Below are 22289 nucleotides of genomic sequence, written 5' to 3'. Positions count from 1 at the left end.
CGGCGAAGCAAAGCGCGCGCCGCATGCCGAAGATCCCGCGCTTGCGAAGCGGCTCTGGGACGTCTCCATCGCCATGACCGGCATCGATCCAGGCTTGCCGGCCACCTGACTTCACGGCGACACGGTGCGTCAGGCCCTCGTGTAGGCTTGCTCTGGGGCGCGGATTGGACGAGCCTCGCCCGGGCGACGAAACCTTGCTATAAGAGACATGACGGTACTTTTCCGCTGTTAGCGGAGCGGCTCCCAGCCGCTAAAAATCGGCTCTCAGAGGCAATCGACCTCGATAGATGCCGAAACCATGCGAAAAATATTCAGTGAAAAATCTGTTTAAAATCAACAGCGTAGATTTTTGACAGCCCCCATGCCGGCTTATTGTCATCTAAACTGAGAAATTTCGAGCGAAATCAGATGCTTATGGTCCGTCCGAACAATCGAGTGGGAGTGAGGGGGCGTGCGGTAGAGTAGGTTGGAGTACTGTGGAATATATTCGGAAATTGTTGGTCAACGATAGGAGGCGATAGTTCGCGGGCGATTCTGCAAGAACAAGCAGCCGTTTTGCAGGTCGGCGATAGACCTTCGATTATGTGTAGAGATGCTCAAAGGGATCGATCCACCGCGCCGTTCACAGCACATGCTTTGGATTGGGATCGGAGCGCCGATCAATTCCTCGGACAATAGACATTATGTTCCGTGGATTTGTATCATGGTCTAAGCCCCGGGGCGGGACCAACGAGACGAGCACACAGCCGCCGAGCACAGCGGGGACGGCGCCGTAGCTGAATACGTTCTCGTGCCTCGCATAGTTTCAGAGTGCTCCCGCAATGCGTGGACCGTGCGCATGCCGTGCGCCAGATCCCTGTAGGCTTAAGCGTGCCATGCTTCAGCAGCTTGGCCGACAGCGGACCCGAGTTGGCGAACGGCACAATTTGGTCGTCCTGCTACGCGACGAAGCGGACCACGCCACCATCCACCCGCAAAGCCGCGCCGGTGGTCGCCGAAGCCTGCTCCGAGCATGTGTAGATGATCATGTTGGCCACCTCATCGGTGGTCGCGAAGCGGTGGATGAGGCTCGTCGGACGCATCGCCTGCAGGAAGCCCTGCTCGGCTTCGTGCTGCGTGATTCCATTTGCGTCAGCCTGTTTCGCCATGAAGTTGCCCAGGATCTCAGAGCGGGTAGGTCCCGGCAGGACGGCGTTGACGGTGACGCCCGTGCCCGCGACCGCCTCGGCAAGCCCGCGTGAGACCGCGAGTTGAGCGGTCTTGGTCATGCCATAGTCGAGCATTTCCTTAGGGATGTTGACTGCGGATTCGCTACTTATGAACACGATGCGGCCCCAGCCTTTCGCCACCATCCGCGGCAGGTAATGACGGCTCGCGCGCACGCCACTCATTACGTTCAACTGGAAGAGGTCAAGCCAGTCCTCATCGGGGATATTTGCGATATCCTCGACGCCGTTGTAGCTCCGGATGTGTGCTGTACCGACGTTGTTCACAAGGATATCGGCGTCAGGCGCATGCGCGATCAAGGCCTTTGCCCCCTCCGCTGTCGCAAGATCAGCGGCGATACCCGAGATGTCGCTGCCGGGGAAGGCCTGCCGCATCTGCCGCACCGCCTCATCGACCCGAGCGTTTCCACGGCCGTTGACGACGACCGATGCACCGGCACGTGCCAACCCCTCCGCCGTCGCGCGGCCGATACCGGCGGTGGATCCGGTAACAATGGCCTTGCGGCCTTTGAGTTCGATATTCATCTCATTCATCTCCAAAATTAAACAGGAAGCGCAATCAATCCACTGTCGTCTTCGCTGTTTCCGCCTCCGCTGCGTGGGCGAGGCTTTCGACCCAGTCTTGGTGATACCGATAGAGTGCGCCGGGATGTTTGCGCCCGAGTTCATCGAGGAAGAAGGGGCCCTGCTGCGTTTCCTCGGTCAGCACATGGCAGCCATGGTCCGTAGGCGTGATGACCCAGCCATGGTATGCGCTTGAGCCGGTCTCGTCGCCATCAACTGTCGTCGCCCATGCGAGCCTGCGAAGGGGCTCGCATTCCGTCACGACCAGACTCATCGGAAATCCAACCGTCACACGGCTGTATCGCGTTCCGAGCGCCAGTTCCGGCTCCCCCGTCAGAATCTTGACCTGATCCTCGGCGGGAAAGTAGCTCGACCAATTCTCGGCTTCGACGAGCAGCTTCCAGACCGCTTCAGGCGGCGCCTTCACGTCAATGTCGTTGAGTGCGTAGATGGCCGACGTTTTCGGATCATATCGCTCGGGCCAAGTCACATGGTCGTACATCGATTACTGCTCCTTCTTGAACAAATCCTGGAAGATGAGCTGGCCCCAAGTGCGGCCGCGCGCGTGCACCAGCGCGCCACCCTCGTTGAGCTTTCCCAGCTTGACGGGTGCGAACCCGAGTTGTTTGGCCAAGGCCGCCACGGGAGCGGTCGCGTCCTCGTCGTCGCTCGACAGAAAGACGACACGGTGCCCGCCCTGGACGATCGGATCGGCAGCCAGAGTGGCCGCACCCAGATGATTGAACCCTTTGACGAGCTTGGCGCCGGTGAACGCCTTCGCGACGAAGGCGGAGGACGGGAGACCGTCCAGCTCTTCAGGCACTGGAAACGCGTTCATCGCGTCGATGACTGTCTTGCCTTCCCAGCTCGGCAGAGCCTTCGCAACCTCGCGATGCTCCCCGAACGGGACTGCCAAGATGATTGTGTCGGCCTCGAGTGCATCCCGCAGCGACTTGGCGACTACCGTGGGTCCAATCGCCCGAGCCTGCGGCGCCAACGCCTCGGGCGGTCGGCGGCTCGCGACGGCCACGTCGATGTTTTTACGGGCGAAGGCGTGGGCGAGGGCCTGGCCTATCTTACCGAATCCTACAATTGCGTAGCTCATGATCTTCTCCGATCCGTGTTGGTATTGATTTCCCCGGCCTTCAACGGCGCTGGGTTAGCGCGTCAGAGTTGCGCAAGACCGCCGTCAACGGCGACCTCGCTGGCAGTCATGAAGCTGCTGTCCGACGACGCGAGAAAGGCCGCCGCCGCCCCGATCTCCGCCGGATCGGCCATGCGCTGGAGCGGAGTCATCGAGGCGAAGACCTTCTGGCCCTCCTCGCCTAGTGCTTCCTTCGCTAGCTCGGTCGCAGTGGCCCCGGGCGACAGCACGTTTACCCGGATGCCGGTGCCCTTTAGGTCCTCCGCCCAGGTCCGCGCGAGGTTGCGCACTGCCGCCTTGCTCGCGCTGTAGGCGCTCATCCCCGGGGCGCCCGTGGTGCCAGCGCTCGATCCGGTCAGGATTATCGAACCGCCCTCGCTCATCAGCGGCAGCGCCTTCTGGATCGTGAAGATCGTACCCTTCACATTGGTGTCGAAGGTTTCGTCAATGTGCTCGGCGGTGATCTCGCCGAGCCGAAGCTGGCTTCCCGCCCCGGCATTGGCAAAGACGATGTCGAGGGTTCCACGCTCGGCCTTCACCGCAGCGTAAAGTCGGTCGAGGTCGGTCAGATCGGAGACCGAGCCCTTCACCGCGCGGGCATTGGGCCCGAGGTCGGCCACAGCGGCGTCGAGCGCTTCCTGCCGACGGCCGAAGATGAAAACGAAGGCGCCCTCCTCGATGAAGCGCTTTGCTGCGGCGCGGCCGATGCCGGTAGCGCCGCCGGTGATGACTGCAACCTTCCCTTCAAGCTTTCCCATGACTTATCCTTCCAGGCCTTCGCCTTTGGTTGTGCGGGGACACCCCCGAGAACCTCGAAATGGGTCCGCCGGCGTCAGTTGTTGAGTGCGGAAGCGCGCACATCGGTGGTGCGAAATCGATCCGGCTGGACGACTGACGCCAGCCGCGACGATCGGCGTCCGCCGTTCGGAATTGAGCCGCGCGCGTCGACATAGGCTATGATGACCGCCCGTACTGCTGTTCGATGTGTTAGATACGGGCTTTGGAAGGCGCACCGCGCGGTGCCGGATTGCACCATGATCGACTGGGATGACGTTCGCTACTTTCTTGCCGTCGCGCGCGGAGGCTCGGTGCGGGCCGCCGCCGAGCGCCTCGGTGTGAACCACTCGACCGTGCTGCGACGTGTCGCCCAGCTCGAGGAACGCCTCGGGGTGCACATGTTCGAAAAGCTGCCTTCGGGCTACCGCCTGACGACTGCGGGCGAGGAGGTCCTCGAGTTCGCGGACCAGATGGAAGTGTCGTCGCACCTGCTGGAGACGCGCGTCTTCGGGCGCGACCAGAGCGTGCGCGGGCTTCTGCGGGTGACGCTGGCACCGCCCCTCGCGACACACCTGCTCATGCCGGACTTCGCCGACTTCGCGCGTCTGCATCCGGACATCGAGATGGAAATCTTGTCGTCCGGCGAGCTGGCAAATCTGACCAACCGAGAGGCCGACGTCGCGATCCGCGTCGTCTACGACCGCAAAACCCTGCCGCTCAATCTTCACGGCCTGAAGGGACCGGAGCTGTTCGGCGGCGTCTATATGTCCTGCGATCGACTAGCCGCGTGGCGTGCGGGCGCACCTGATCCCATCCGGTGGATCGTCATAAGCATTCATGGAATTCCGGAATGGGCCAGCGAGGGTGAGGTTCGCACCACGGCGGTTCCCTTCAGGACCACGGACGCCGAGGCGCAGATCGTTGCTGTACGGCAAGGGCTCGGGATCACGACACTGCCCTGCTTCGTCGGCGATGCCGACCCCCTGCTGGCGAGGGTGCCGGGCACCGACCTGCACATGTACGGAACGCTCTGGCTTCTCACACAGGGGGAGACACGCAAGACGAAGCGCGTGCGGCTCTTCACGGAGTTCGTATCCCGCAGGCTCGCCGCGTACGCTCCGCTTCTCGCGGGGCTGTCCATATCGCGTGACTGACGCCTGGCAGGTCGCCGATGGCGCTGTCTCGAGCGGTCGGCGGCCGTCAGAAAGAAATCGACCGATTGATACCGATAGTCGCCGAAACCGAGCAAATCGTGGACCGTCGAAATTGGTGTTTGAAATCAAGAGCGCAAATTTCTGACGGATCGCAAGAGGGTTCTTTGTCATGCGCAAAGGATTTGCGATGCCAAATCAGCGAGTTACCATAGCAATGAACCATCGAGTGGGAATGAGGGGGAGTCTTAGCGAGCTGCCGAGAGCAGAGTGGCGGAAGCGATAATACCCCGGCAGATGTAGGCGATTGTCCTTGCATGGTGGCCTCTAGTCCCTCAAGGCGACGAGAAGGGCCATTCTCGGCGTTGAAAAAACAATTGCTCTTTGAAGACTGTGGCGCGTACAGCTATTTCGAAATCCCATGATTGGTATGAGAAGCTTCGCCCGAACCGCGCCGCACGAATGATGACGCGCAGCGCAACCAAATTGGGGAGGATTCAAAATATTAGTATGCGATGTTTGATTGTCACGGCTCATCCACTCAATCCAAGCCTTTGCCAAACGCTTTCGAACGCAGCTATCGACACCCTGGTGGATGCGAAGCACCAGTGCCGACATGTTGATCTGTATCGATCTGGCTTCTTCCCGGCTCTTACACCGGCGGAGCGTGCGAGCTACTATTCCGGATTCGAGACCACAGAGGTAGCTAAAGAGATTGAGGATCTTCTCTGGGCCGAGACTATCGTCTTGATTTTTCCCACGTGGTGGTTCGGACCTCCAGCTATATTGAAGGGCTGGTTCGACAGGGTATGGGTGCCTGGTATTGCATACGATCACGCAGCCGATCTTGGTGCCATACAACCGCGACTTCGCCAGTTAAGGAAGGTGGTTGCAATAACAACTTTGGGCTCACCTTGGTGGGTCGATTGGCTGATCCTCAGGCGGCCAGTGCGGCGTGTTCTCAAGACAGCTATTCTGAATACCTGTGCTCCTCAAGCCTCGCTTACGTTCCTTTCATTTTACAAGGTTGAAAGTCTGCCTAGGCAAGGCGTCGATGCTGCGATAAATCGCATTAGATCAACGCTACAGCGTCTATAGCTAAGCCCCGTCACAATGCTCCTTTTCCTTGAAGGGCGCACGTAGAGCAATGCCCGTGGGGACAGCGCGGCTCGTGACCGCTGCCCTTATCGGTATGTACGCGCATCACCATCGGTAGATGGCAGCACCGCGGATATCTACCGTCACGACATGGCATTCCTGGGCGCAGCCGCCACCGGCATCATCAACGAGGTGCGCGGCATCAACCGCGTCGTCTATGACGTGACGAGCAAACCGCCAGGCACAATCGAGTGGGAGTGAGGGAAACGGCGATGATAGGCGGCTCTAGCGTAGAATTTCGCAGAAAATACAATGATTTGCGGGCAGGGCAGACTGCTAGCCAGGGCACCTTATCAATGGAATTGACAAACCTATCAAGTCGTTTGAAATCGTTAAGTTTATCGGAGCGCCTGGCGCGGCTCCCAGCTTGTAGCAGATCACTCTGACGGTACTTTTGACGGTACTTTTCGTATCCGACAGAGCATTCTAAAAAGTACCGTCATTCGTTTTTGGGATTTGACGGTACTTTTCTGTACGTCAACGCTTTGAAATATAACGAAAATTGCCCGTATCATGACATTTCTGCGCTGACGGTACTTTAGTTATCGACATACATAGTTTCAGCTTTGGCTGCGGTACCGATCGATGTTCCGGACCCGATAGCATATGGTCGGATGGCACCGTCGCATCACCTATCAAATGTTGTCCCGACTGCTGCCGGATCTGCGATGGAGAGAAGCGTCGACCGCATCCAGGCGGGAGCTTGGACCGCGGTAGATGCGAGCGTCTTTTTATCGTTGGGAGAAAGATGAGGTGCCGCGATCTGTGCAAGCTCGGCCGCGCGCGCCGGCCCAATATGACGAAGCGCCTGGATACGGTCCCGGCCAAGCTGCCCGGAGCAATCAAATGCTTATCCGCCCGCGTGGTCGTTGCCACCGTGCGCGGCGATGAACATGGCGACGGCCGACCGGCAATAGGATTCGATTTCGTTGTCGTCTTCTGCTCTCGCCTGATCGAAGCGTGCGATAATCAGGAGATCGGATCCTTTGAAAAGCGCGGCAAACAAGCGGGCGGACCGGAGAGGATCGGGCACGTTCAGAACCGCCTTCGCGTGCAGCTGGCGCAACAGGGCCTCGATTTGGGCGATGACATGGGCGGGGCCGGCTTCGTAATGGAGCTTGCTTAACGACTTTTGATTCGTCTTGTCGGCCATGACCATGGCTTCGACACTGCGGACGTCTGATCTCAACAGCGTGCGAAGCAGTGATGATCCCACCGCCATGAGCTGATCGTCGACCGAACCGTCGACGTCTTCAAGAAGGGCCTGTGGTGCAAACAACTGATGGCAGCCGGCCGCGATGGCCGCGCTGAACAGCGCCTCCTTGTTCTCGAAGTGCCGATAGATGCTGAGCTTGGATATCTTCGCCCGCTGGGCGACCTTGTCCAATGTCGTCGCTTGAAAACCCAATTCCACAAAGAGTTCGCAAGCGGCGTCGAGTATCGTTTGGCCAAGCGCCTCGTTGGCGGGCCGGCCGCGCCGGCCCTGGCTGTTTTCGGTCACGACAATTCCAGTCCTTGACAGTATCCTAATTCTTGAATTACGATACCATGTAGTTTCCGAAATGTGCAAGCTAGCGGGTGGATTTCAACCTGTCCTCCAAATCAAGTTTCCCCGGGCCGCCCGGCGATATCGAATGCGGCATTGTCCGGCCGGCCAACACAGTGATGGGCGTCTTTCTCGCCGATGCCGAAGCCCTGCTCGCTGCCCGTCTCGAGCGCGTATCGCTGGACGATATTTCGCGCCAGGCCCAGCCCACTCCCCTCCATCAACAACACGGAGCCCATCACCATGGATGACGTCATCATCATCGGCGGCAGCTTTGCCGGTCTCGCCGGCGCCCTGCAGCTCGGCCGTGCCCGCCGCAAGGTCACAGTTCTCGATACCGGCCTGCCGCGCAATCGCTTCGCCGGCCACTCGCATGGCCTGCTCGGTCACGATCACAGGCCACCGCTGGACATCCTGGCCGAGGCGCGGCAGCAGCTGGCGCGTTATCCCACGATCAGGCTGGTCAGTGCCCGGGCCGACAGCGTCTCCGGCGCCATCGACGATTTCTCCGTCCTCACTGGCGATGGCGAAAGCCTTGGGGCGCGGCGCCTGATCCTGAGCTATGGCGTCGCCGACCAGATGCCTGATGTTCCGGGCTTTGCCGAAAGCTGGGGCACGTCCATCGTACCCTGCCCCTATTGCGACGGCTTTGAAGCCGCCGGCCAGCATTGGGGCCTCGTCTGGTCCGGCCCGCAGTCGCACAATTATGTCAGGCTGTACCACGATTGGACCGACACGTTGACGCTCTTCGCCGATGGTCACGACATTCCACCCGATATCCGGGCCGATCTGGCGCGCCGCAACATACCTGTCGTCGATGGCCGGATCACCGAGATCGCCCATCACGGGGGCCATATCGCCACCGTCAATCTCGATACCGGCCGCAATGTCGCGGTCGACATCCTGTTCGCCCATCCGCGCAACAAGCCGTCCGCAAGCCTGCATGAATCACTGGGCCTCGCCACGGTCGATACGCCCCTCGGCATCGCCCTCAAGGTCGACGAGCGCCGCGAAACTAGCATTCCCGGCATCTACGCCGCCGGCGACCTCGCCAACCCCCTCATGGCCTCGGTCACCCTGGCAACATCGCATGGCGCGACGGCGGGTATCTCCGCCCAGCAGTCGATGCTGGTTTGAGAGCACAGATTCCCTTCTCCGGTTGCCGCGGGCTATCATATCCTGAAGGTTGCGGGCCGGTGCCACGGAACGCGGGGCCCCTCTCCCCTGAGGGACGTCTTTGGCCGGTCAGCCGTCTCGAAGGGGCAGTTGAGCAAAACGATTCCTAGGCTCAGGCCGGTCCGCAAACGGTCCCAAAAAGACCCACAGGCTTTCCACAGGTTATTCAACCTCCCCCGGCCCCCTCCGGGAAGAAGTTCAGCAAGTGGAGGGCGCGACATTGCACCTTGAACCGTGCTGTCGCGTCCTCGGAGCGGGTGGGTCTTGAGGTGTCCAGTTTATGCTGCCGGGAGTGTCCAGTTTGCACTGCCAGCGGTATCCAGTTCACCTACAAACGGAGAGGGATGACGCTTGGATGACGCTGCCGCGGCGGGTCGCGTTGTGGCGCGCTGTGCTATGAAAGTTAGTGACGGTACTTTCTTGGTTCGCTGTGAAACCCACCTGAGTTGCCCAAAGTGGGTCGGGAAAGGCGATCGACTTCGATAGATGCCAAAACCGCACAAAAAATTTTCGTGCTATTTTTCCATTTGAAATCAAGACTGTAACGTTTTGACGGCCCATGGGTCGGCTTCTTGCGCGGCAACGAATAAAAAACCTAGCTATATCAATGGCCTAACTAGATTTAGAACAATCGAGTGGGAATGAGCTCAAATTCGGTCCGACGGACGTTAGGGTGTCGGGTGGGTTGTGATCAGGCGGGGAACGTACGTCACTCTGATCGCGTCCTCGCCAACCCGGTCGCTGGCCACGAGACGCAGCGTTGAAGTGGCGATGGAGCGCCTCGCCCGGCATCGGCAGCCCGGGCCCGCCCTCGGCGCCAGCGACATAGCCGTCGAGCGACTGCATCATTCCGAACACAAGCTTCGCCATGCACAGGCTCCTATCGATCGACGACGATCCGAAGGGATCGCATTCATTTATACCTCGCCCTTACTTCGTCGGTTCGTTGGCTGCACACATTCTCTGACCTGTTCACGTTGGCCGGTAAATCTGCGCCACCGCGGCCCCCGGAAAGGCTTTCGAGCTCACCAGCTTGAGAGACATCGGCGCGGCGAGTTCGGAGAACAGCGGCAGGCCTTTGCCCAGCGCCACGGGGCCACCATCAGGGCGAGCTGGTCGACCAGTCCTTGGGCGACGAGACTGCGGGCGAAGCTCACTCCGCCGTGGGCGATGATCGGCTTGCCCTCTTGGGCTTTCAACTTCGCGACTTCCTCCGCCAAGTCACCGCTCGCCACATAGGCCTCCGCCCAACTTTCACCACCGGGCTGCAATTTCGCCGGCTGGTTGCGGCTGAGGCAACTGCCGTCCGCCAGGTGGCGAGAGGCATGTGAGACGAAGCCGGTGCACGCCGACTGATTTGATTTCCCAAGACCGGATACGGGTCTTTCCGTAACGGCCCCAATCAGCTTATCGATTTTTCTCGGCCTGGTTCTCCTTTCGTCGCACCGAGGCGGGTAAGCAGATTGAGCGTGATCCTGCCGACATCGTTCATGGCGCCTGCGGCTGGCAGCGCGCCGCACCAGGCAACCGAGCTTGCGGAAAAGATCAAGCCGCCTGCTGCGAGCTTTCGCAGGGTCATTTCGGCGCAGCGGCGGGCGATGCGTTGCTTATCCCCGCCCTCATACCAGCGCGTCGGATCCTGGAAGAAGCTGTCGGGAAATCCCGTCGCCCGCGCGATCACGACGGTGTCAGCGGAAGTGCCGAGGGCTGGATACGTCGCATCCACTTCGTAGCCCGCGGCACCGCCCAGCACCATGCCGTCGGTGCCGAAGGTCGCATTTTCAACGCCTTCGAACAGCCATGCGCATCCTGCTTCATGGCTTTCCTCAGTGCGCGTGAAGGGGCGTGCGCCATCGAAACCCATCAATGAGATTGCACCGCCGATCAGCGAGAATTCGCCTCGGCCGCGGCAGCGGAGATAGCCGCCTGGTTCGTTGGTGATCGACAGCGCCTGTTCGGCGACAGGGCCGTCCCAGGTGCGGCCGGCCTCCAGCGGCGAGCGCCGCAACTCCATCAGGTCGTCCTTGAAAGCCACAGTGGCAGCAAAGCCGTTTCCGCCGAGATAGGCGATGCTGCCGCCTTCGGCCACAAACTGCCGCAGCGCCTGCTCCATCTCGATCGACATATATTCGGGATGACTGCCGGTGACGACGGCTTGATGTCGACGCAAACCGTCTATGCCGCATTCGTGCAAATCGTGATCGGTCATGACGTCAAACACGATTCCATTGTCGTGGCAGAATCGGAGGAAGTGCAGATCGACCGGCAAATTGTGTGGGCAGCCGCAGAGCGGATAATCGTAATCGTCCCTGAGCGTCACTTTCGGCTTTTTGTAGGAGCAGATGGAAACACCGCTAAGGTCGGAATGGTAGTCGTAAAGGGATTTCAGATTGTTGGCGATCGCGAAGCGATGTCCCCGGTCGTCGCCTTTCCATTCATAAAGATGATCCGGGAGATATTCGTCCGCATAAGCGAGATAGGTGGCCGTCGGCACGAGATACAACAGCGGCGACGAAACCTGTGAAGAGGTGACGAAGAACACCACGCGTTCGTAGCCACCCTCCCATTCGACCTGGAACGCGTAGACGCCTGGGTGTGCGTTTTCAGGGATCGTCGCGCGGTGCGATGCCGGCCACTCAAGCGGGCCGATATCGTCGTCGTGGCAATGGATAGCGTCGTAGTGCGACGGCACCAAGCGAGGCTCGAAGCTCGATCCGTCCCAGCGTGCCGAAGTCACGCAGAAGGCTGGCTGATTGATCACGTCGAGGAGCAACGGATCTGCTCCGCCCGACGACAGGATCGGCTGCGTTGGTAACAGCGTCGGGAAATCCCAGGCAATGGTCCCGTGTGGGGTGTCGAGCCGGATCGCAGCAAATTTCGCGTTGAGGGTAGGTTCGTGGTTGGTGGCACTTGCGCCGAAATGGATGCCGTGCGCCTGGAGGTTCCGCGCCGGGCCGCCAAAACCTTCATGGAGTTCGTAAGGCGCGAGACGGTCATGGGATTTGATGCGCAGACGCGATTGTTCCTGCCGCAGGTCCAACTCGACGGTGAGCCACACACCAGTTGGCGCCTTCTTCTCGACAAAGGTTTCGTCACCGATTTTCACGACAAATGCGCCGTCGCGGAGGCGCAGCCCGAGGGCGCCTGCCTCCAGGATCGTGCGCGCACCTTCGTTGCGCGTGAGGAACAGCTCAAAACGTATGACGTGGACGGCTTGTACTTTGGCCAGTTCGCCGGCTCGCACGAACAGGAACGACCCCTGGTCGAAATGCCGATGCCGTGCTTCACCTATCGTTTCGATGGGCCAGGCGAGAAATTCCGGAGCCGGCTTGTCGAGCCGGCAAATTCGTGTGGCCTTTATCGGCCGATCGCATGACAGGCTGAGGTTGATCCGCTGGCCTGCTTTGGCACTCCAGGGGGTGGTATAGCCGACCACGCTCATCGCGTCGTGGTCTACTGCGCGCTTCATCTATCCCCTCCCGATGAACTCCAGATGGGGCGAACCGCGTAGACCGGTCCGATGTCGGTCAATGCGCTGCCGCTCTGACAAGCAAAGTTCCGCATGGCGCACTACAGCCATGATGTACATGCTTGTATAGATAAGCTGCATTCGGATAGTCTCGACGCGATCGGTCCAAGCGCGACATTACCAAGGAGGATGACATGCGCAACGCATCTCTCTTCGATCTGTCAGGCAGGAAGGCGCTTGTAACCGGCGCAAGCCGTGGCATCGGGCGCAGCATCGCCGAGGCGCTCAGCGCGGCCGGCGCCGACGTCGCGGTCGCGGCGCGCAGCGTGGCCTCGCTCGAGAAGACGATGGCCGCCATCCGCACCGCCGGCGGGGTCGCGCACGCCGTCGCCCTGGATGTCACCGATGTCGACCGCTGCCGGGCGGCGACAGCCGAGGCCGGCAGCCTGCTCGGAGGTCTCGATATTCTCGTCAACAATGCGGGGGTGGAAGAGGTCCGGCCTTCACTCGATGTCGACGAGGCCTTGTGGGACCGGATTGTCGATACGAATCTCAAAGGCGCCTTCTTCTGCGCCCAAGCCGCCGCGCGGCAGATGAGAGACGCCGGACGGCCCGGCGTCATTATCAATCTCTGCTCGCTGACCTCCGAGGTTGGGGTTCCCACGGCGGTGCCGTACGGCTCGTCGAAATCAGGCCTCCTCGGCATGACGCGGGCGCTTGCTGCAGAGTGGGCCGATCTCGGGATCCGGGTCAACGCCATTGCGCCTGGCTATTTCAGGACAGCGATGACAGACGTGTTCTACAGCAACGAGGCATGGCAGCAATCGATGCTCGCCAAGATTCCGCAGCGCCGTTTTGGTGATCTCTCGGACCTGCACGGAATCGCGGTGTTCCTCGCTTCGGATGCGGCAGCCTACATAACCGGCCAGTCCATTCCCGTGGATGGAGGCTTTCTCGCATCGATTTGAAGGCTTCAGGGGCCGGAGACGTGTCCCAGAAGTGATCGACAAACGCTAATCGTAATTGCGTTCTAAGAAAAGGAGCCGCCATGTCTGACGTCAGCTTCCACCGCCTGTCATCGCTCAGTGTCGATCAGCGGGCCAGTTTACTGAAACGCGCCGAAGGAGATCTGTCTTCCTTCATCGAAAAGGTCCGTCCAATCATCCAGGCCGTCAAGGATGAAGGTGACGCGGCACTGCTCCGGTTTGCACGCGAACTCGACAAAGCCGATGTTGCCGACGGTGGACTGAAAGTTTCGGAAGCGGAGTTCGACGCGGCATTCGACAAGGTCGAAAAGGATGTCGTGGAGAGTATCCGGTTCGGCATTGAGAACATCCGGCATTTCCACGAGGAGCAGCGCCCGGAAACGATGTGGCTCAAGGAAGTTCGGCCGGGCGCCTATGCGGGTGACCGATACACACCGATTGCTTCCGTTGCGCTTTATGTGCCGCGCGGCAAAGGCGCCTTTCCCTCGGTGACGATGATGACCTCGGTTCCGGCGGTGATTGCCGGGGTTCCCCAGATCGCGATTGTGACGCCTGCGACTTCGGATGGTTCCGTCGACGCCGCGACGCTGGTTGCTGCCCGCATCGCCGGCGTGGAGACCGTGTACAAGTGCGGCGGCGCCCATGCGGTCGCCGCCGTCGCCTATGGGACCGAGACCGTGAAGCCTGCCGTCAAGATCGTCGGGCCGGGGAGCCCCTGGGTGGTGGCGGCAAAGAGCGTGTTGTCCCCGATCATCAACACAGGTCTCCCCGCCGGTCCTTCCGAAGCGATCATTTTTGCCGATCACAGCGTCGACGGCGGCTTGGCCGCTCTTGACCTGTTGATCGAGGCCGAGCACGGGCCGGATTCCTCGGCCTACCTAGTGACGCACAGCCGCAAGGTCGCCGAAGCCGCGTTGATTGCGATACCGGAACACTGGTCCAGGATGAGCGAACAGCGTGTGGAGTTCTCACGCGCGGTGCTGACTGGGAAGCGCGGCGGCATCGTGCTGACCGAGTCGCTGGAGGACAGCTACCGGTTCATCAACGACTATGCGCCGGAGCACCTCGAGATTCTGTCAACGGAGCCATTTGCGCATCTCGGACGTATCACGGAAGCTGCCGAGATCCTCATGGGTCCGCATACGCCGGTGACCCTCGCCAACTTCGTCCTGGGACCCAATGCGGTGCTGCCGACCAGCCGGTGGGCGCGAACCTTTGGACCGCTTTCCGTGACGGATTTCGTCAAGAGATCGTCGGTCGGCTATGTGACCTCGGCGGCCTATCCGGAACTCGCCCTGCATGCCCGCAGGCTCGCCCGCTACGAAGGATTCAGCTCGCATGAGAACGCGGTTTCGGAGATCCGCGATCGCTATCTCGCCGGCTGAGCGGAAACGATGACGATGAGGGCGGCGCGGCTCCATGGACCCGGCGACCTGCGCGTCGAGGATATCGCCGCGCCAGGCGCTCCCGAGCCAGGCTGGGTGAAGCTGAGGGTCGATGCCGCAGGCATTTGCGGTTCCGATCTCCACAACTTCCGCACGGGCCAATGGATAAGCCGATCGCCTTCCACGGCCGGCCATGAGCTGACAGGCACGGTGATTGCCATCGGCGAGGGCGTGGATACCGTCGGTGTTGGCGACCGAGTGGTCGCCGATTCCCGTTTCTGGTGCGGAGAATGCGCGCAATGCCATGCAGGCAAGCGGCATCTTTGCACGTCGCTGGGCTTTGTCGGCGAGATATGCGACGGCGGATTTGCCGAACAGGCGGTCCTGCCCGCACGCCTCCTGCACATCGTCGATGCCGTGCTTGACGAACGGGTCGCGCCGATGGCCGAGCCGCTGGCTGTAGCGTTGCACGCAGTGCGGCGTCTGCCGAAAACGGCCGGTTCCGTTCTTGTCGTCGGTTGCGGGACCATTGGCGGGCTTGCCGCACTGCTGCTTTCCCGGACATTCGCAGGTACCGTGCTCGTCGCCGACCGCAATCAGGGCCGCTGCGCCCGCGTGGCGCGGGTCACCGGCGCCAGCATCGTCGATTTGAACCGGAACGCCATCGCCGCCGCCACCGCGGATGCCCCCTTGCTCGCTGCCGTCGAAGCGACCGGCAGCATCGCAGCACTCGGCCAGTTGCTCGGCGTTCTCGACGCCGGCGGCACCGTTGCGATGGTCGGCATATTCCACGGCCGCCTCGATATCGATCCCAACATCCTGGTTGAACGCGAAATCGCATTGCTGGGATGCCACGCCTTTGCCGATGAGCTTCCCGACGCCATCCGGATGCTCGGCGAATTGACCGAGCCCATGGTCGAACTGATCGACCGGGAGATCGGCCTGGATGATGTTCCCGCAGCCTATAAGCGGTTGTTGGCGGGACAGGGCGATGGCTTGAAAACAATCATCCGGATGCGGTCTGCCGGGCGCGTGTGATTTCCGAACCTTGCCGGAAAGGATTTTTGTAATGATCACTTTGCCCGACACCGCCAGCCCTCTTTACGAGAAGGTCAAGGACTACATCCTGACGAATATCGGAACGGGGCGATGGAGCAAGGACCGCAAGCTGCCGTCCGAAAATGAATTCGTGGCGACACTCGGCGTGTCTCGGATGACGGTCCATCGTGCCTTGCGGGAGTTGACCTCTGCGGGTTTTCTGATCCGGCTCCAGGGCGTCGGCACATTCATCGCGCCGCCTCGACCGCAATCCGCACTGATCGAGATCAACAACATCGCGGCGGAAATTGTCGCGCGGGGAAACAGGCATCGCTCCGAGGTTATCGTCCTCGAAAAGATCACGCCGACAAAGGAGCTCGCGCTTTCGTTTGAGTTTGCAAAGCGCGTGTCGGTCTATCATTCCATCGTCGTCAACTTCGAGAACGACCTGCCTGTGCAACTGGAAGAGCGCTTCGTCAACCCGGGCCTGATACCCGACTATGACAAGCAGGATTTTTCCAAGACAGCGACCTACGACTACCTCATGCAGAAAACCCCCGTGACGGAGGTCGAGCACATCATCTCGGCGACCCCTGCCGATGCCGAGACGGCGCGGTATCTGGGCATCGACGTCGGCAGCTGCTGCCTGTTTCTGCATCGCCGGACATGGACGGGCGCCGTCGTTGCCACGATCAGCAAGCTGACTTACGTTGGCAGCCGCTACTCGCTTGGCAGTCGATATTCTCCATCCAAAAAAACCTGATCGCAGTGAAGCGAATCAGAGTCGGAAGGAGGGGGGCTAACTTGTATATGCATGTATGTATTTAGCCTTGACATCCGCTGTTGCTGACGTTGAAGTGTCGTCGCACTTTCGTTGAACGGACAGCTAAGATGCCGAGGCACGGTGCCGCAAGAGCAGAAGCCCGCATTCTCACCAGGCCGGATGTTTGGTTCAAAAAAGCGGCCTGATCATCAAGGGGAACAAGATGATGCGTAACCTAGCAGGACAATTTCGGGCACTCGTTATGGCTGCTGCCGTCGGGTTTGCCCCGGCGGTCTACGCGGCCGACACGACAATTCCGGCGACGCCTGAGGCAGGAACATTCAAGATAGGCATCGAGCCATGGCTTGGCTACGGCCAGTGGCACGTCGCCGAAGCCAAGGGTCTGTTCAAGGCAAACGGGCTGTCTGACGTGCAGATCGTGAACTTCGCCGAGGACAAGGACATCAACGCCGCCCTGGCGAGCGGCCAGCTCGATGCCGCCAACATCGCGACCCACACGGCTATGGGCATGGTTGCGGCCGGCCTGCCGGTGAAGATCGTGCTTCTGCTCGACGTCAGCATGACGGCGGACGCCATGATCGCCGGCAAGGACATCGCCTCCGTCGCCGACCTCAAGGGCAAACAGGTGGCTTTCGAGGAAGGCACGACGAGCGACATCCTGCTCAAATACGCGCTCGCCAAGAACGGCATGTCCATCGCCGATGTCCAGCCGGTTCCAATGCCGGCGGCGGATGCCGGCAGTGCGTTGATCGCCGGCCAGGTCCCGGTCGCGGTTACCTATGAGCCCTATCTCACCGCGGCCAGGGCACAGAACAAGGACGTCAAGCTGCTCTTCACCGCAGGCGAAGATCCCGGCCTGATCAGTGACGTGTTCGTGGTGCGCGATGAGGTGATCAAGTCGCGTCCCGGCCAGGTGCTTGCCATGATCAAAACCTGGGATGCGGCCCTGAAGGCTTACAATGCCGACACGCCCGACGGCCGGGCGATCATCTCCAAGGCGGTCGGTTCGAGCGTCGAAGACCTCAACACCGCCTTTGATGGCGTGCGTTACTATACTCTCGCCGAAAACAAGGATGCGCTGACGGGCGAATTTTCCACCAAGACATTCGCCGATGTCGAGGCAGCCGCCAAGAACGCCGGGCTGCTTCAGGCGGACGTGACGCCGGAGCAGATGATCGACCCGTCATTCGTCAAGGCCGCGAAATGACGAGGGCCGGCTCGCGGTGGTGACGCAAATGTCCGAGCAGCGTGCGACCAAGCCAAGCCCGTCTCACGCAGCGCCGGGGCCGGTGATCAAACAGCCGATGCGCCGTCGCCGACCCTCCGGGATCGGCGCGCCCATCGCACGCTCGCGCTTCCTGATGATAGCAGTGGCGGTTTTTGCCGGCCTCGGTCTCGCCTGGTGGGCGGCAACGGGGCTGGGGCTGGTAAGGCCGATTTTCCTGCCCTCGCCGGGGAGCGTGGTGACCCAGCTCGGCAAGCTCTCGGGTGACGGCACGCTGTGGCTGGATCTCAGGACCTCGATATACCGTATTTCTGTTGGCTTCCTCATCGCCTCGGCATTGGCGATTCCGATTGGCGTGCTGATCGGCAGCTTCAGGACTTGGGAAGCGGCGATCGAGCCGCTTGTGGATTTCATCCGCTACATGCCTGTGGTCGCTTTCGTGCCCCTTTCCATCCTGTGGTCGGGGACCGGCGATGCCCAGAAGTTCCTGATCATCTTCATCGGCACCTTCTTCCAGCAGGTGCTGATGATCATGGACAATGTGAAGCGGGTTCCCGCTGATTTCATCGGCCTTGGCAGGACGCTCGGCCTGCCGGATCGCAGGATCCTGACGCGCATCGTGGTTCCCAGCGCCTTGCCAGGCATCTGGGATACGTTGCGCATCAGTCTCGGCTGGGCATGGACCTGGCTGGTGTTGGCGGAACTTGTCGCGGCGACATCAGGGCTCGGCTACCGCATCACCGTGTCCCAGCGTTATTTCCAGACAAACACCATCATCGGCTACATCCTGCTGCTGGGCGTGCTTGGCCTCATTACCGACCAGGTTATGAAGGCACTGGGAAAAGTGCTGTTCCGGCAGGAGGGCCACGTGCAATGAGGCCGGGCCGATGAGTTTGCCCAAATTGCGGATCGAGGGTCTCCACAAGAGCTTCGGCACGGGCGCGCGGCGCACGGAAGTGCTGCGCGATATCAATCTCGATCTTGCCGACAACGAGTTCGTCTCGCTGGTGGGCACGTCGGGTTGCGGCAAGAGCACGCTGCTGTCGATCGTTGCCGGACTGCAGGATTTCGACGCGGGAGATCTTGCCATCGATGGCGCGCCAATCCTGCAGCCGGGCCTCGACCGCGGCGTCGTCTTCCAGTCCTACACCCTGCTTCCCTGGCTGACGGCGCAGCAGAATATCGAGTTCGCCCTCAAGGCCGCGGGTCATGATCGCGCGACCTGCCGCAGGATAGCACGCGAGCATCTCGATCTGGTCAAGCTCCCTCACAGCGCCAATCGTTATCCGTCTGAGCTTTCGGGCGGCATGAAGCAACGGGTGGCCATAGCGCGTGCTCTTTCCTATCGACCCAAAATGCTTCTGATGGACGAGCCCTTTGGCGCGCTCGATGCCTTGACCAGGCATCAGATGCAGGAACTCCTGACGCAGATCTGGGAGGAGCACAGGCTCACCGTGCTCTTCGTCACCCATGATGTGGAAGAAGCCGTCTACCTGTCGGACCGCATCGTCGTGATGGGGATCGGCCCGGGACGCATCATGCAGACCTTCAATGTCGATATCGAGCGCCCGCGCCGGGAAGAGGTCATGGAAACCCCGGCCTTTATGGATTTGCAGCGCAGCGTACACAAGGCGATCCGCGAGGCTTCAAAACGTCCCGAAATGGTTTAGGCGAGCCACTCAATTACTTACAATCGGCGACCAGCGTTGCGCCCAATCTCGATATCGCGCCATCGCGATTCCTGACCAGACGAGCCGCGATCGGCGGCTTCTCCTCAACCTCGAAAAAAATTTGCAGGACAATGTCGATTTCCTAAACTCCGTTCGTCGTTTCGATGCCGGCCGGTGAGTCCGGCTCAACAAGGAGACAGACGATGCGTGTGATGGTGCTCGTGAAGGCTACCGAGGACAGCGAAAAGGGCTTTGTCCCCACGCCCGAGGCGAAGGAGGCGATGGAGGCGATGGGCAGGTTTAACGACGAGCTGCGCAATGCCGGCATCTTGCTCGACGCCGATGGCCTCAAGCCCTCCTCGCAGGGCAAGCGCGTTGCCTTCGATGGTCCCCGCCGGACGGTCATCGACGGGCCTTTCGCCGAGACCCGCGAACTGGTCGCCGGCTTTTGGCTCTGGGAAGTCAAGGACATGGACGAGGCGGTCGCCTGGGTGAAGCGCTGCCCCAATCCCATGCCGGGACCGAGCGAGATTGAAATCCGGCCGCTGTACGAGATGGCTGATTGGCAATGGGAATCTGACGCCGGAGGTCACGGAAATCCATGACCGGACGCGCGAGAAGCTCAGCGGCAACTGAACCTGTCGGCCGCAACCTGCTTTGCCTTCGTTATGGCTTTGGCCGATAAGGCAGCATGACGGCAGGCGAGACGCAGCAGGCGATCGAGGCGATTTTTCGCATTGAACGGGCCCGGCTCATCGCGGGCCTGGCCCGCCTCGTGCGCAATGTCGATCTTGCAGAGGAACTGGTGCAGGACGCCCTCGTCATAGCCCTATCCGAATGGTCCAGGACCGGCGTTCCGGCCAATCCTGGCGCTTGGCTGATGACAGTCGCCAAACACCGCGCCATCGATGCGATCCGTCGCGACAAGATGCGCGAGCGCAAGCATGAGGAGATCGCGCGGGAGCTGGACGGCGAGTGCGACGGTACGGCCGAGGGAAACGAAATAGCCATGAACAACGATCTTGGCGACGAACTGCTGGGCCTCATCTTCACAGCCTGCCACCCCATACTTTCGGCCGACGCCCGCGCGGCCCTCACGCTGCGTGTCATCGGCGGCCTGACGACGGACGAGATCGCCCGTGCTTTCCTGTCGAGCGAGGTGACGATCGCCCAGCGCATCGTCCGCGCAAAGCGGACGATCGGAAAGGCCAGGCTCAGCTTCGAGGTGCCGCGCGGCGCCGAGCGTGCGGCGCGTCTCTCCTCGGTGCTGGAGGTCATCTATCTCATCTTCAATGAAGGCTATGCCGCCACGGCAGGCGACGACCTTGTCCGGCCGAGCCTGTGCCTGGAGGCACAACGGCTCGGCCGCATGCTGGCGGGGTTGATGGCCGAGGATGCCGAGGTGTTCGGCCTGCTGGCTCTGATGGAAATCCAGGCATCGCGCCTGCCGGCACGCATCGGGCCGGACGGCGCCCTCTTGACCCTGACCGAGCAAAACCGCGCGCGCTGGGACCAGCTGCTGATCCGCCGAGGCCTTGACGCGCTGGCCCGTGCCGAAGCCCTCGGGGGCGATGGCCCCTATGTGTTGCAGGCCGCGCTTGCAGCCTGTCACGCGCGGGCGCGCAGTCCGGCCGACACCGACTGGCCCCGCATCGCAGCGCTCTACGACCGGCTGCGTGCAGTGATGCCCTCGCCGGTGGTCGATCTCAATCGAGCGGTCGCCCACAGCATGGCCTTCGGGCCCGAAGCGGGCCTGCGGCTGGTAGACGAGATTGCCGACGCCGCCGCCTTGCGCAATTATGCGCCATTGCCGGCGGCGAGAGGCGATTTTCTGTTTCGGGCCGGCCGGCTGGCCGAGGCCCGCGCCGAATTCGAGGCTGCGGCCAAGCTCACCCGCAACGTGCGCGAAGCGGCCTTTCTCCTCGCCCGCGCAGACGCTTGTGGTTGACAGCATCGCTCTCCGTGCCCGACGCGCCGCTCGGCAACATCGAAAGCCGCCAGTTCGCTCCCGGCCAGCCCCCTTTCAATGAGCGTGATCAGCTCGCAACGCGAAAGGGATTAACGATGCGCAAGCCTTCGTCGAGCGCCATTCCGTGCTGCATGTCCTCTGACCAGAGTGTATCGCAGCCAGCGTGAACCGCCGCGGAGGCGATCATCGCTTCATAGGTGGAAAGGCCGTACCGCTCGGCGAGCCTCAATCGGTTTATTCATTTTGGAGGAGAGGGCCTCGATCATGCCATCAACTGCGTCGGCACGCCGAGAATCGGTCCTGCCTCGGCGAGCCGCTGGTCGAGGGTCCACACCGTGGCGCCATGCTCCGATGCCGTCGCGAGGTGCAGGGCGTCGCCAGCACGAAGCCCGAGGATATGCTGATCGGCGAATTTCGCGGCGACCCGAAAATGCCCGCCCGTCACCGGCAGCACGGTGAAGCTCTCAGCGACAAGCTTATTGAACATCGCGAGCGCTGCCGCGCGTTGCTCCAGGTCGATCTGTCCGGTCCGAAGCTTGACCGCCATGGCGGAGGACATCTCGGTGATGGTCCAGTCGCTGATCACAAGTTGCGCAGGGTCCTGCTCCGCCAGCCAGCCCTGAACGCGCGCGGTCACGGCTTCGTTGGATAGCGCCGCGATGATCAGCGAAGTATCGAGATAGGACGTCAATAGCGATCGCCATCTCGCATCGATCGCACCAGATCGGTGGCAGCCTGAGCCTGCAGAGACATGGTTGCGGTCAGGGATTGGAGCAGGACGGCGTCGATCCGTTTGCGAGGGCGGGCCACGGCCGTGAGCCTGGCGACCGGCTTGCCACGCCGGGTTATGTCGATCGAGTCTCCAGCTTCAACCCGGTCGACGAGCTCACTCAGATGTGCCTTGGCGTCCGCCAGATTGACTGCATCCATGTCACGCTCCTGACCATGTAGATGGTCATGTAGCGCATAACGCGTGACAATTCCAGTGCAGAGCACGGCGAATAAGCAACTGGCTGCGTGA

21 protein-coding genes and 3 pseudogenes are annotated in these 22289 nt (G+C 61.2%); 13 read left to right on the top strand and 11 right to left on the bottom strand.

The window, feature by feature from the left end; translation table 11 throughout:
* Positions 1-822 precede the first annotated feature (822 nt).
* The 5 genes and pseudogenes from NKH93_RS17715 to NKH93_RS17695 all read right to left on the bottom strand — a co-directional run.
* Positions 823-935: pseudogene (locus NKH93_RS17715) on the bottom strand (alpha/beta fold hydrolase); the annotation flags it as partial.
* Between the two features lie 3 nt (positions 936-938).
* Positions 939-1751, bottom strand: coding sequence for an SDR family NAD(P)-dependent oxidoreductase (locus NKH93_RS17710; protein WP_352473461.1), 813 nt, complete (start codon positions 1749-1751; stop codon positions 939-941).
* A 34-nt stretch (positions 1752-1785) separates the two neighbouring features.
* Entirely contained in the window at positions 1786-2292 is a 507-nt protein-coding gene (locus NKH93_RS17705; RefSeq protein WP_352450990.1) for an SRPBCC domain-containing protein, read from the bottom strand.
* Positions 2293-2295: 3 nt separating this feature from the next.
* Positions 2296-2895: an NADPH-dependent F420 reductase gene (locus NKH93_RS17700; protein WP_352502129.1), complete on the bottom strand. Its 600-nt coding sequence runs from the start codon at positions 2893-2895 to the stop codon at positions 2296-2298.
* A 62-nt stretch (positions 2896-2957) separates the two neighbouring features.
* Complete coding sequence (locus NKH93_RS17695; RefSeq protein ID WP_352473458.1) at positions 2958-3692, bottom strand: SDR family NAD(P)-dependent oxidoreductase; 735 nt, start codon at positions 3690-3692, stop codon at positions 2958-2960.
* 276 nt (positions 3693-3968) lie between these two features.
* Between NKH93_RS17695 and NKH93_RS17690 the strand changes: the two genes are divergently transcribed.
* From NKH93_RS17690 to NKH93_RS34325, 3 genes and pseudogenes are all read left to right on the top strand, one after another.
* Positions 3969-4865 (top strand): LysR family transcriptional regulator, encoded by an 897-nt coding sequence (locus NKH93_RS17690; RefSeq protein WP_352502130.1) that lies wholly within the window; start codon positions 3969-3971, stop codon positions 4863-4865.
* Positions 4866-5324: 459 nt separating this feature from the next.
* Entirely contained in the window at positions 5325-5960 is a 636-nt protein-coding gene (locus NKH93_RS17685; protein ID WP_352971165.1) for an NAD(P)H-dependent oxidoreductase, read from the top strand.
* Between the two features lie 96 nt (positions 5961-6056).
* Positions 6057-6221: pseudogene (locus NKH93_RS34325) on the top strand (GMP synthase (glutamine-hydrolyzing)); the annotation flags it as partial.
* Positions 6222-6870: 649 nt separating this feature from the next.
* On the opposite strand, the gene NKH93_RS17670 reads toward NKH93_RS34325, so the two are convergent.
* Both NKH93_RS17670 and NKH93_RS17665 read right to left on the bottom strand, forming a co-directional pair.
* The gene (locus NKH93_RS17670; RefSeq protein ID WP_352818829.1) at positions 6871-7521 is read right to left on the bottom strand and encodes a TetR/AcrR family transcriptional regulator; all 651 of its coding nucleotides are present in this window, start codon (positions 7519-7521) and stop codon (positions 6871-6873) included.
* 101 nt (positions 7522-7622) lie between these two features.
* Positions 7623-7811: a hypothetical protein gene (locus NKH93_RS17665; RefSeq protein WP_352818832.1), complete on the bottom strand. Its 189-nt coding sequence runs from the start codon at positions 7809-7811 to the stop codon at positions 7623-7625.
* Between NKH93_RS17665 and NKH93_RS17660 the strand changes: the two genes are divergently transcribed.
* Positions 7810-8703 (top strand): NAD(P)/FAD-dependent oxidoreductase, encoded by an 894-nt coding sequence (locus NKH93_RS17660; RefSeq protein ID WP_352971152.1) that lies wholly within the window; start codon positions 7810-7812, stop codon positions 8701-8703. The genes NKH93_RS17665 and NKH93_RS17660 overlap by 2 nt on opposite strands.
* Before the next feature lie 1190 nt (positions 8704-9893).
* Here the strand turns inward: NKH93_RS17660 and NKH93_RS17655 are convergent.
* Positions 9894-9977: pseudogene (locus NKH93_RS17655) on the bottom strand (dihydrofolate reductase family protein); the annotation flags it as partial.
* Between the two features lie 167 nt (positions 9978-10144).
* Entirely contained in the window at positions 10145-12184 is a 2040-nt protein-coding gene (locus NKH93_RS17650; RefSeq protein WP_352818835.1) for a N,N-dimethylformamidase beta subunit family domain-containing protein, read from the bottom strand.
* Positions 12185-12405: 221 nt separating this feature from the next.
* Between NKH93_RS17650 and NKH93_RS17645 the strand changes: the two genes are divergently transcribed.
* The 9 genes from NKH93_RS17645 (at position 12406) to NKH93_RS17605 (ending at position 21247) form a co-directional block, all read left to right on the top strand.
* Complete coding sequence (locus NKH93_RS17645) at positions 12406-13179, top strand: SDR family NAD(P)-dependent oxidoreductase (protein WP_352473450.1); 774 nt, start codon at positions 12406-12408, stop codon at positions 13177-13179.
* Positions 13180-13259: 80 nt separating this feature from the next.
* On the top strand, positions 13260-14582 hold the full coding sequence (hisD, locus tag NKH93_RS17640) for a histidinol dehydrogenase (protein ID WP_352748044.1): 1323 nt from the start codon (positions 13260-13262) through the stop codon (positions 14580-14582).
* A 15-nt stretch (positions 14583-14597) separates the two neighbouring features.
* Positions 14598-15620 carry a zinc-dependent alcohol dehydrogenase gene (locus NKH93_RS17635; RefSeq protein WP_352971162.1) on the top strand — a complete coding sequence of 341 codons (1023 nt, stop codon included), beginning with the start codon at positions 14598-14600 and terminating at the stop codon, positions 15618-15620.
* 31 nt (positions 15621-15651) lie between these two features.
* Positions 15652-16383 (top strand): histidine utilization transcriptional repressor HutC, encoded by a 732-nt coding sequence (gene hutC, locus NKH93_RS17630; protein WP_352502138.1) that lies wholly within the window; start codon positions 15652-15654, stop codon positions 16381-16383.
* 226 nt (positions 16384-16609) lie between these two features.
* Entirely contained in the window at positions 16610-17611 is a 1002-nt protein-coding gene (locus NKH93_RS17625) for an ABC transporter substrate-binding protein (protein WP_502896457.1), read from the top strand.
* Between the two features lie 97 nt (positions 17612-17708).
* Positions 17709-18506: an ABC transporter permease gene (locus tag NKH93_RS17620; RefSeq protein ID WP_352971160.1), complete on the top strand. Its 798-nt coding sequence runs from the start codon at positions 17709-17711 to the stop codon at positions 18504-18506.
* A gap of 10 nt (positions 18507-18516) precedes the next feature.
* Entirely contained in the window at positions 18517-19299 is a 783-nt protein-coding gene (locus tag NKH93_RS17615; protein WP_352451005.1) for an ABC transporter ATP-binding protein, read from the top strand.
* A gap of 203 nt (positions 19300-19502) precedes the next feature.
* Positions 19503-19904: a YciI family protein gene (locus tag NKH93_RS17610; RefSeq protein ID WP_051406115.1), complete on the top strand. Its 402-nt coding sequence runs from the start codon at positions 19503-19505 to the stop codon at positions 19902-19904.
* Positions 19905-19990: 86 nt separating this feature from the next.
* On the top strand, positions 19991-21247 hold the full coding sequence (locus tag NKH93_RS17605) for an RNA polymerase sigma factor (protein ID WP_352612043.1): 1257 nt from the start codon (positions 19991-19993) through the stop codon (positions 21245-21247).
* A 283-nt stretch (positions 21248-21530) separates the two neighbouring features.
* Here NKH93_RS17605 and NKH93_RS17595 read toward each other — a convergent pair whose 3' ends face one another.
* A complete protein-coding gene (locus NKH93_RS17595; RefSeq protein ID WP_352971149.1) occupies positions 21531-21959 on the bottom strand; it encodes a type II toxin-antitoxin system VapC family toxin in 429 nt (142 codons plus the stop codon).
* Positions 21956-22198 (bottom strand): type II toxin-antitoxin system Phd/YefM family antitoxin, encoded by a 243-nt coding sequence (locus NKH93_RS17590; RefSeq protein WP_352502143.1) that lies wholly within the window; start codon positions 22196-22198, stop codon positions 21956-21958. Before NKH93_RS17590 ends, NKH93_RS17595 begins: the two co-directional genes overlap by 4 nt.
* Positions 22199-22289 lie beyond the last annotated feature (91 nt).

Source organism: Mesorhizobium sp. M0954 (genome assembly GCF_040319155.1).
GTDB lineage: Bacteria > Pseudomonadota > Alphaproteobacteria > Rhizobiales > Rhizobiaceae > Mesorhizobium.
Note: the sequence above shows the minus strand (reverse complement) of the source record. Positions and strands in the feature narration are given on the sequence as shown.

What these genes read in the sequence shown, in the direction of transcription:
- hisD (WP_352748044.1), top strand. Translation starts at nt 13,260, where the DNA reads ATGTCTGACGTCAGCTTCCACCGCCTGTCATCGCTCAGTGTCGATCAG.
- NKH93_RS17700 (WP_352502129.1), bottom strand. Translation starts at nt 2,895, where the DNA reads ATGAGCTACGCAATTGTAGGATTCGGTAAGATAGGCCAGGCCCTCGCC.
- NKH93_RS17665 (WP_352818832.1), bottom strand. Translation starts at nt 7,811, where the DNA reads ATGGTGATGGGCTCCGTGTTGTTGATGGAGGGGAGTGGGCTGGGCCTG.
- NKH93_RS17625 (WP_502896457.1), top strand. Translation starts at nt 16,610, where the DNA reads ATGCGTAACCTAGCAGGACAATTTCGGGCACTCGTTATGGCTGCTGCC.
- NKH93_RS17685 (WP_352971165.1), top strand. Translation starts at nt 5,325, where the DNA reads ATGATGACGCGCAGCGCAACCAAATTGGGGAGGATTCAAAATATTAGT.
- hutC (WP_352502138.1), top strand. Translation starts at nt 15,652, where the DNA reads ATGATCACTTTGCCCGACACCGCCAGCCCTCTTTACGAGAAGGTCAAG.
- NKH93_RS17610 (WP_051406115.1), top strand. Translation starts at nt 19,503, where the DNA reads ATGCGTGTGATGGTGCTCGTGAAGGCTACCGAGGACAGCGAAAAGGGC.
- NKH93_RS17710 (WP_352473461.1), bottom strand. Translation starts at nt 1,751, where the DNA reads ATGAATATCGAACTCAAAGGCCGCAAGGCCATTGTTACCGGATCCACC.
- NKH93_RS17620 (WP_352971160.1), top strand. Translation starts at nt 17,709, where the DNA reads ATGCGCCGTCGCCGACCCTCCGGGATCGGCGCGCCCATCGCACGCTCG.
- NKH93_RS17695 (WP_352473458.1), bottom strand. Translation starts at nt 3,692, where the DNA reads ATGGGAAAGCTTGAAGGGAAGGTTGCAGTCATCACCGGCGGCGCTACC.
- NKH93_RS17590 (WP_352502143.1), bottom strand. Translation starts at nt 22,198, where the DNA reads ATGGATGCAGTCAATCTGGCGGACGCCAAGGCACATCTGAGTGAGCTC.
- NKH93_RS17645 (WP_352473450.1), top strand. Translation starts at nt 12,406, where the DNA reads ATGCGCAACGCATCTCTCTTCGATCTGTCAGGCAGGAAGGCGCTTGTA.
- NKH93_RS17690 (WP_352502130.1), top strand. Translation starts at nt 3,969, where the DNA reads ATGATCGACTGGGATGACGTTCGCTACTTTCTTGCCGTCGCGCGCGGA.
- NKH93_RS17615 (WP_352451005.1), top strand. Translation starts at nt 18,517, where the DNA reads ATGAGTTTGCCCAAATTGCGGATCGAGGGTCTCCACAAGAGCTTCGGC.
- NKH93_RS17660 (WP_352971152.1), top strand. Translation starts at nt 7,810, where the DNA reads ATGGATGACGTCATCATCATCGGCGGCAGCTTTGCCGGTCTCGCCGGC.
- NKH93_RS17705 (WP_352450990.1), bottom strand. Translation starts at nt 2,292, where the DNA reads ATGTACGACCATGTGACTTGGCCCGAGCGATATGATCCGAAAACGTCG.
- NKH93_RS17650 (WP_352818835.1), bottom strand. Translation starts at nt 12,184, where the DNA reads ATGAGCGTGGTCGGCTATACCACCCCCTGGAGTGCCAAAGCAGGCCAG.
- NKH93_RS17635 (WP_352971162.1), top strand. Translation starts at nt 14,598, where the DNA reads ATGAGGGCGGCGCGGCTCCATGGACCCGGCGACCTGCGCGTCGAGGAT.
- NKH93_RS17605 (WP_352612043.1), top strand. Translation starts at nt 19,991, where the DNA reads ATGACGGCAGGCGAGACGCAGCAGGCGATCGAGGCGATTTTTCGCATT.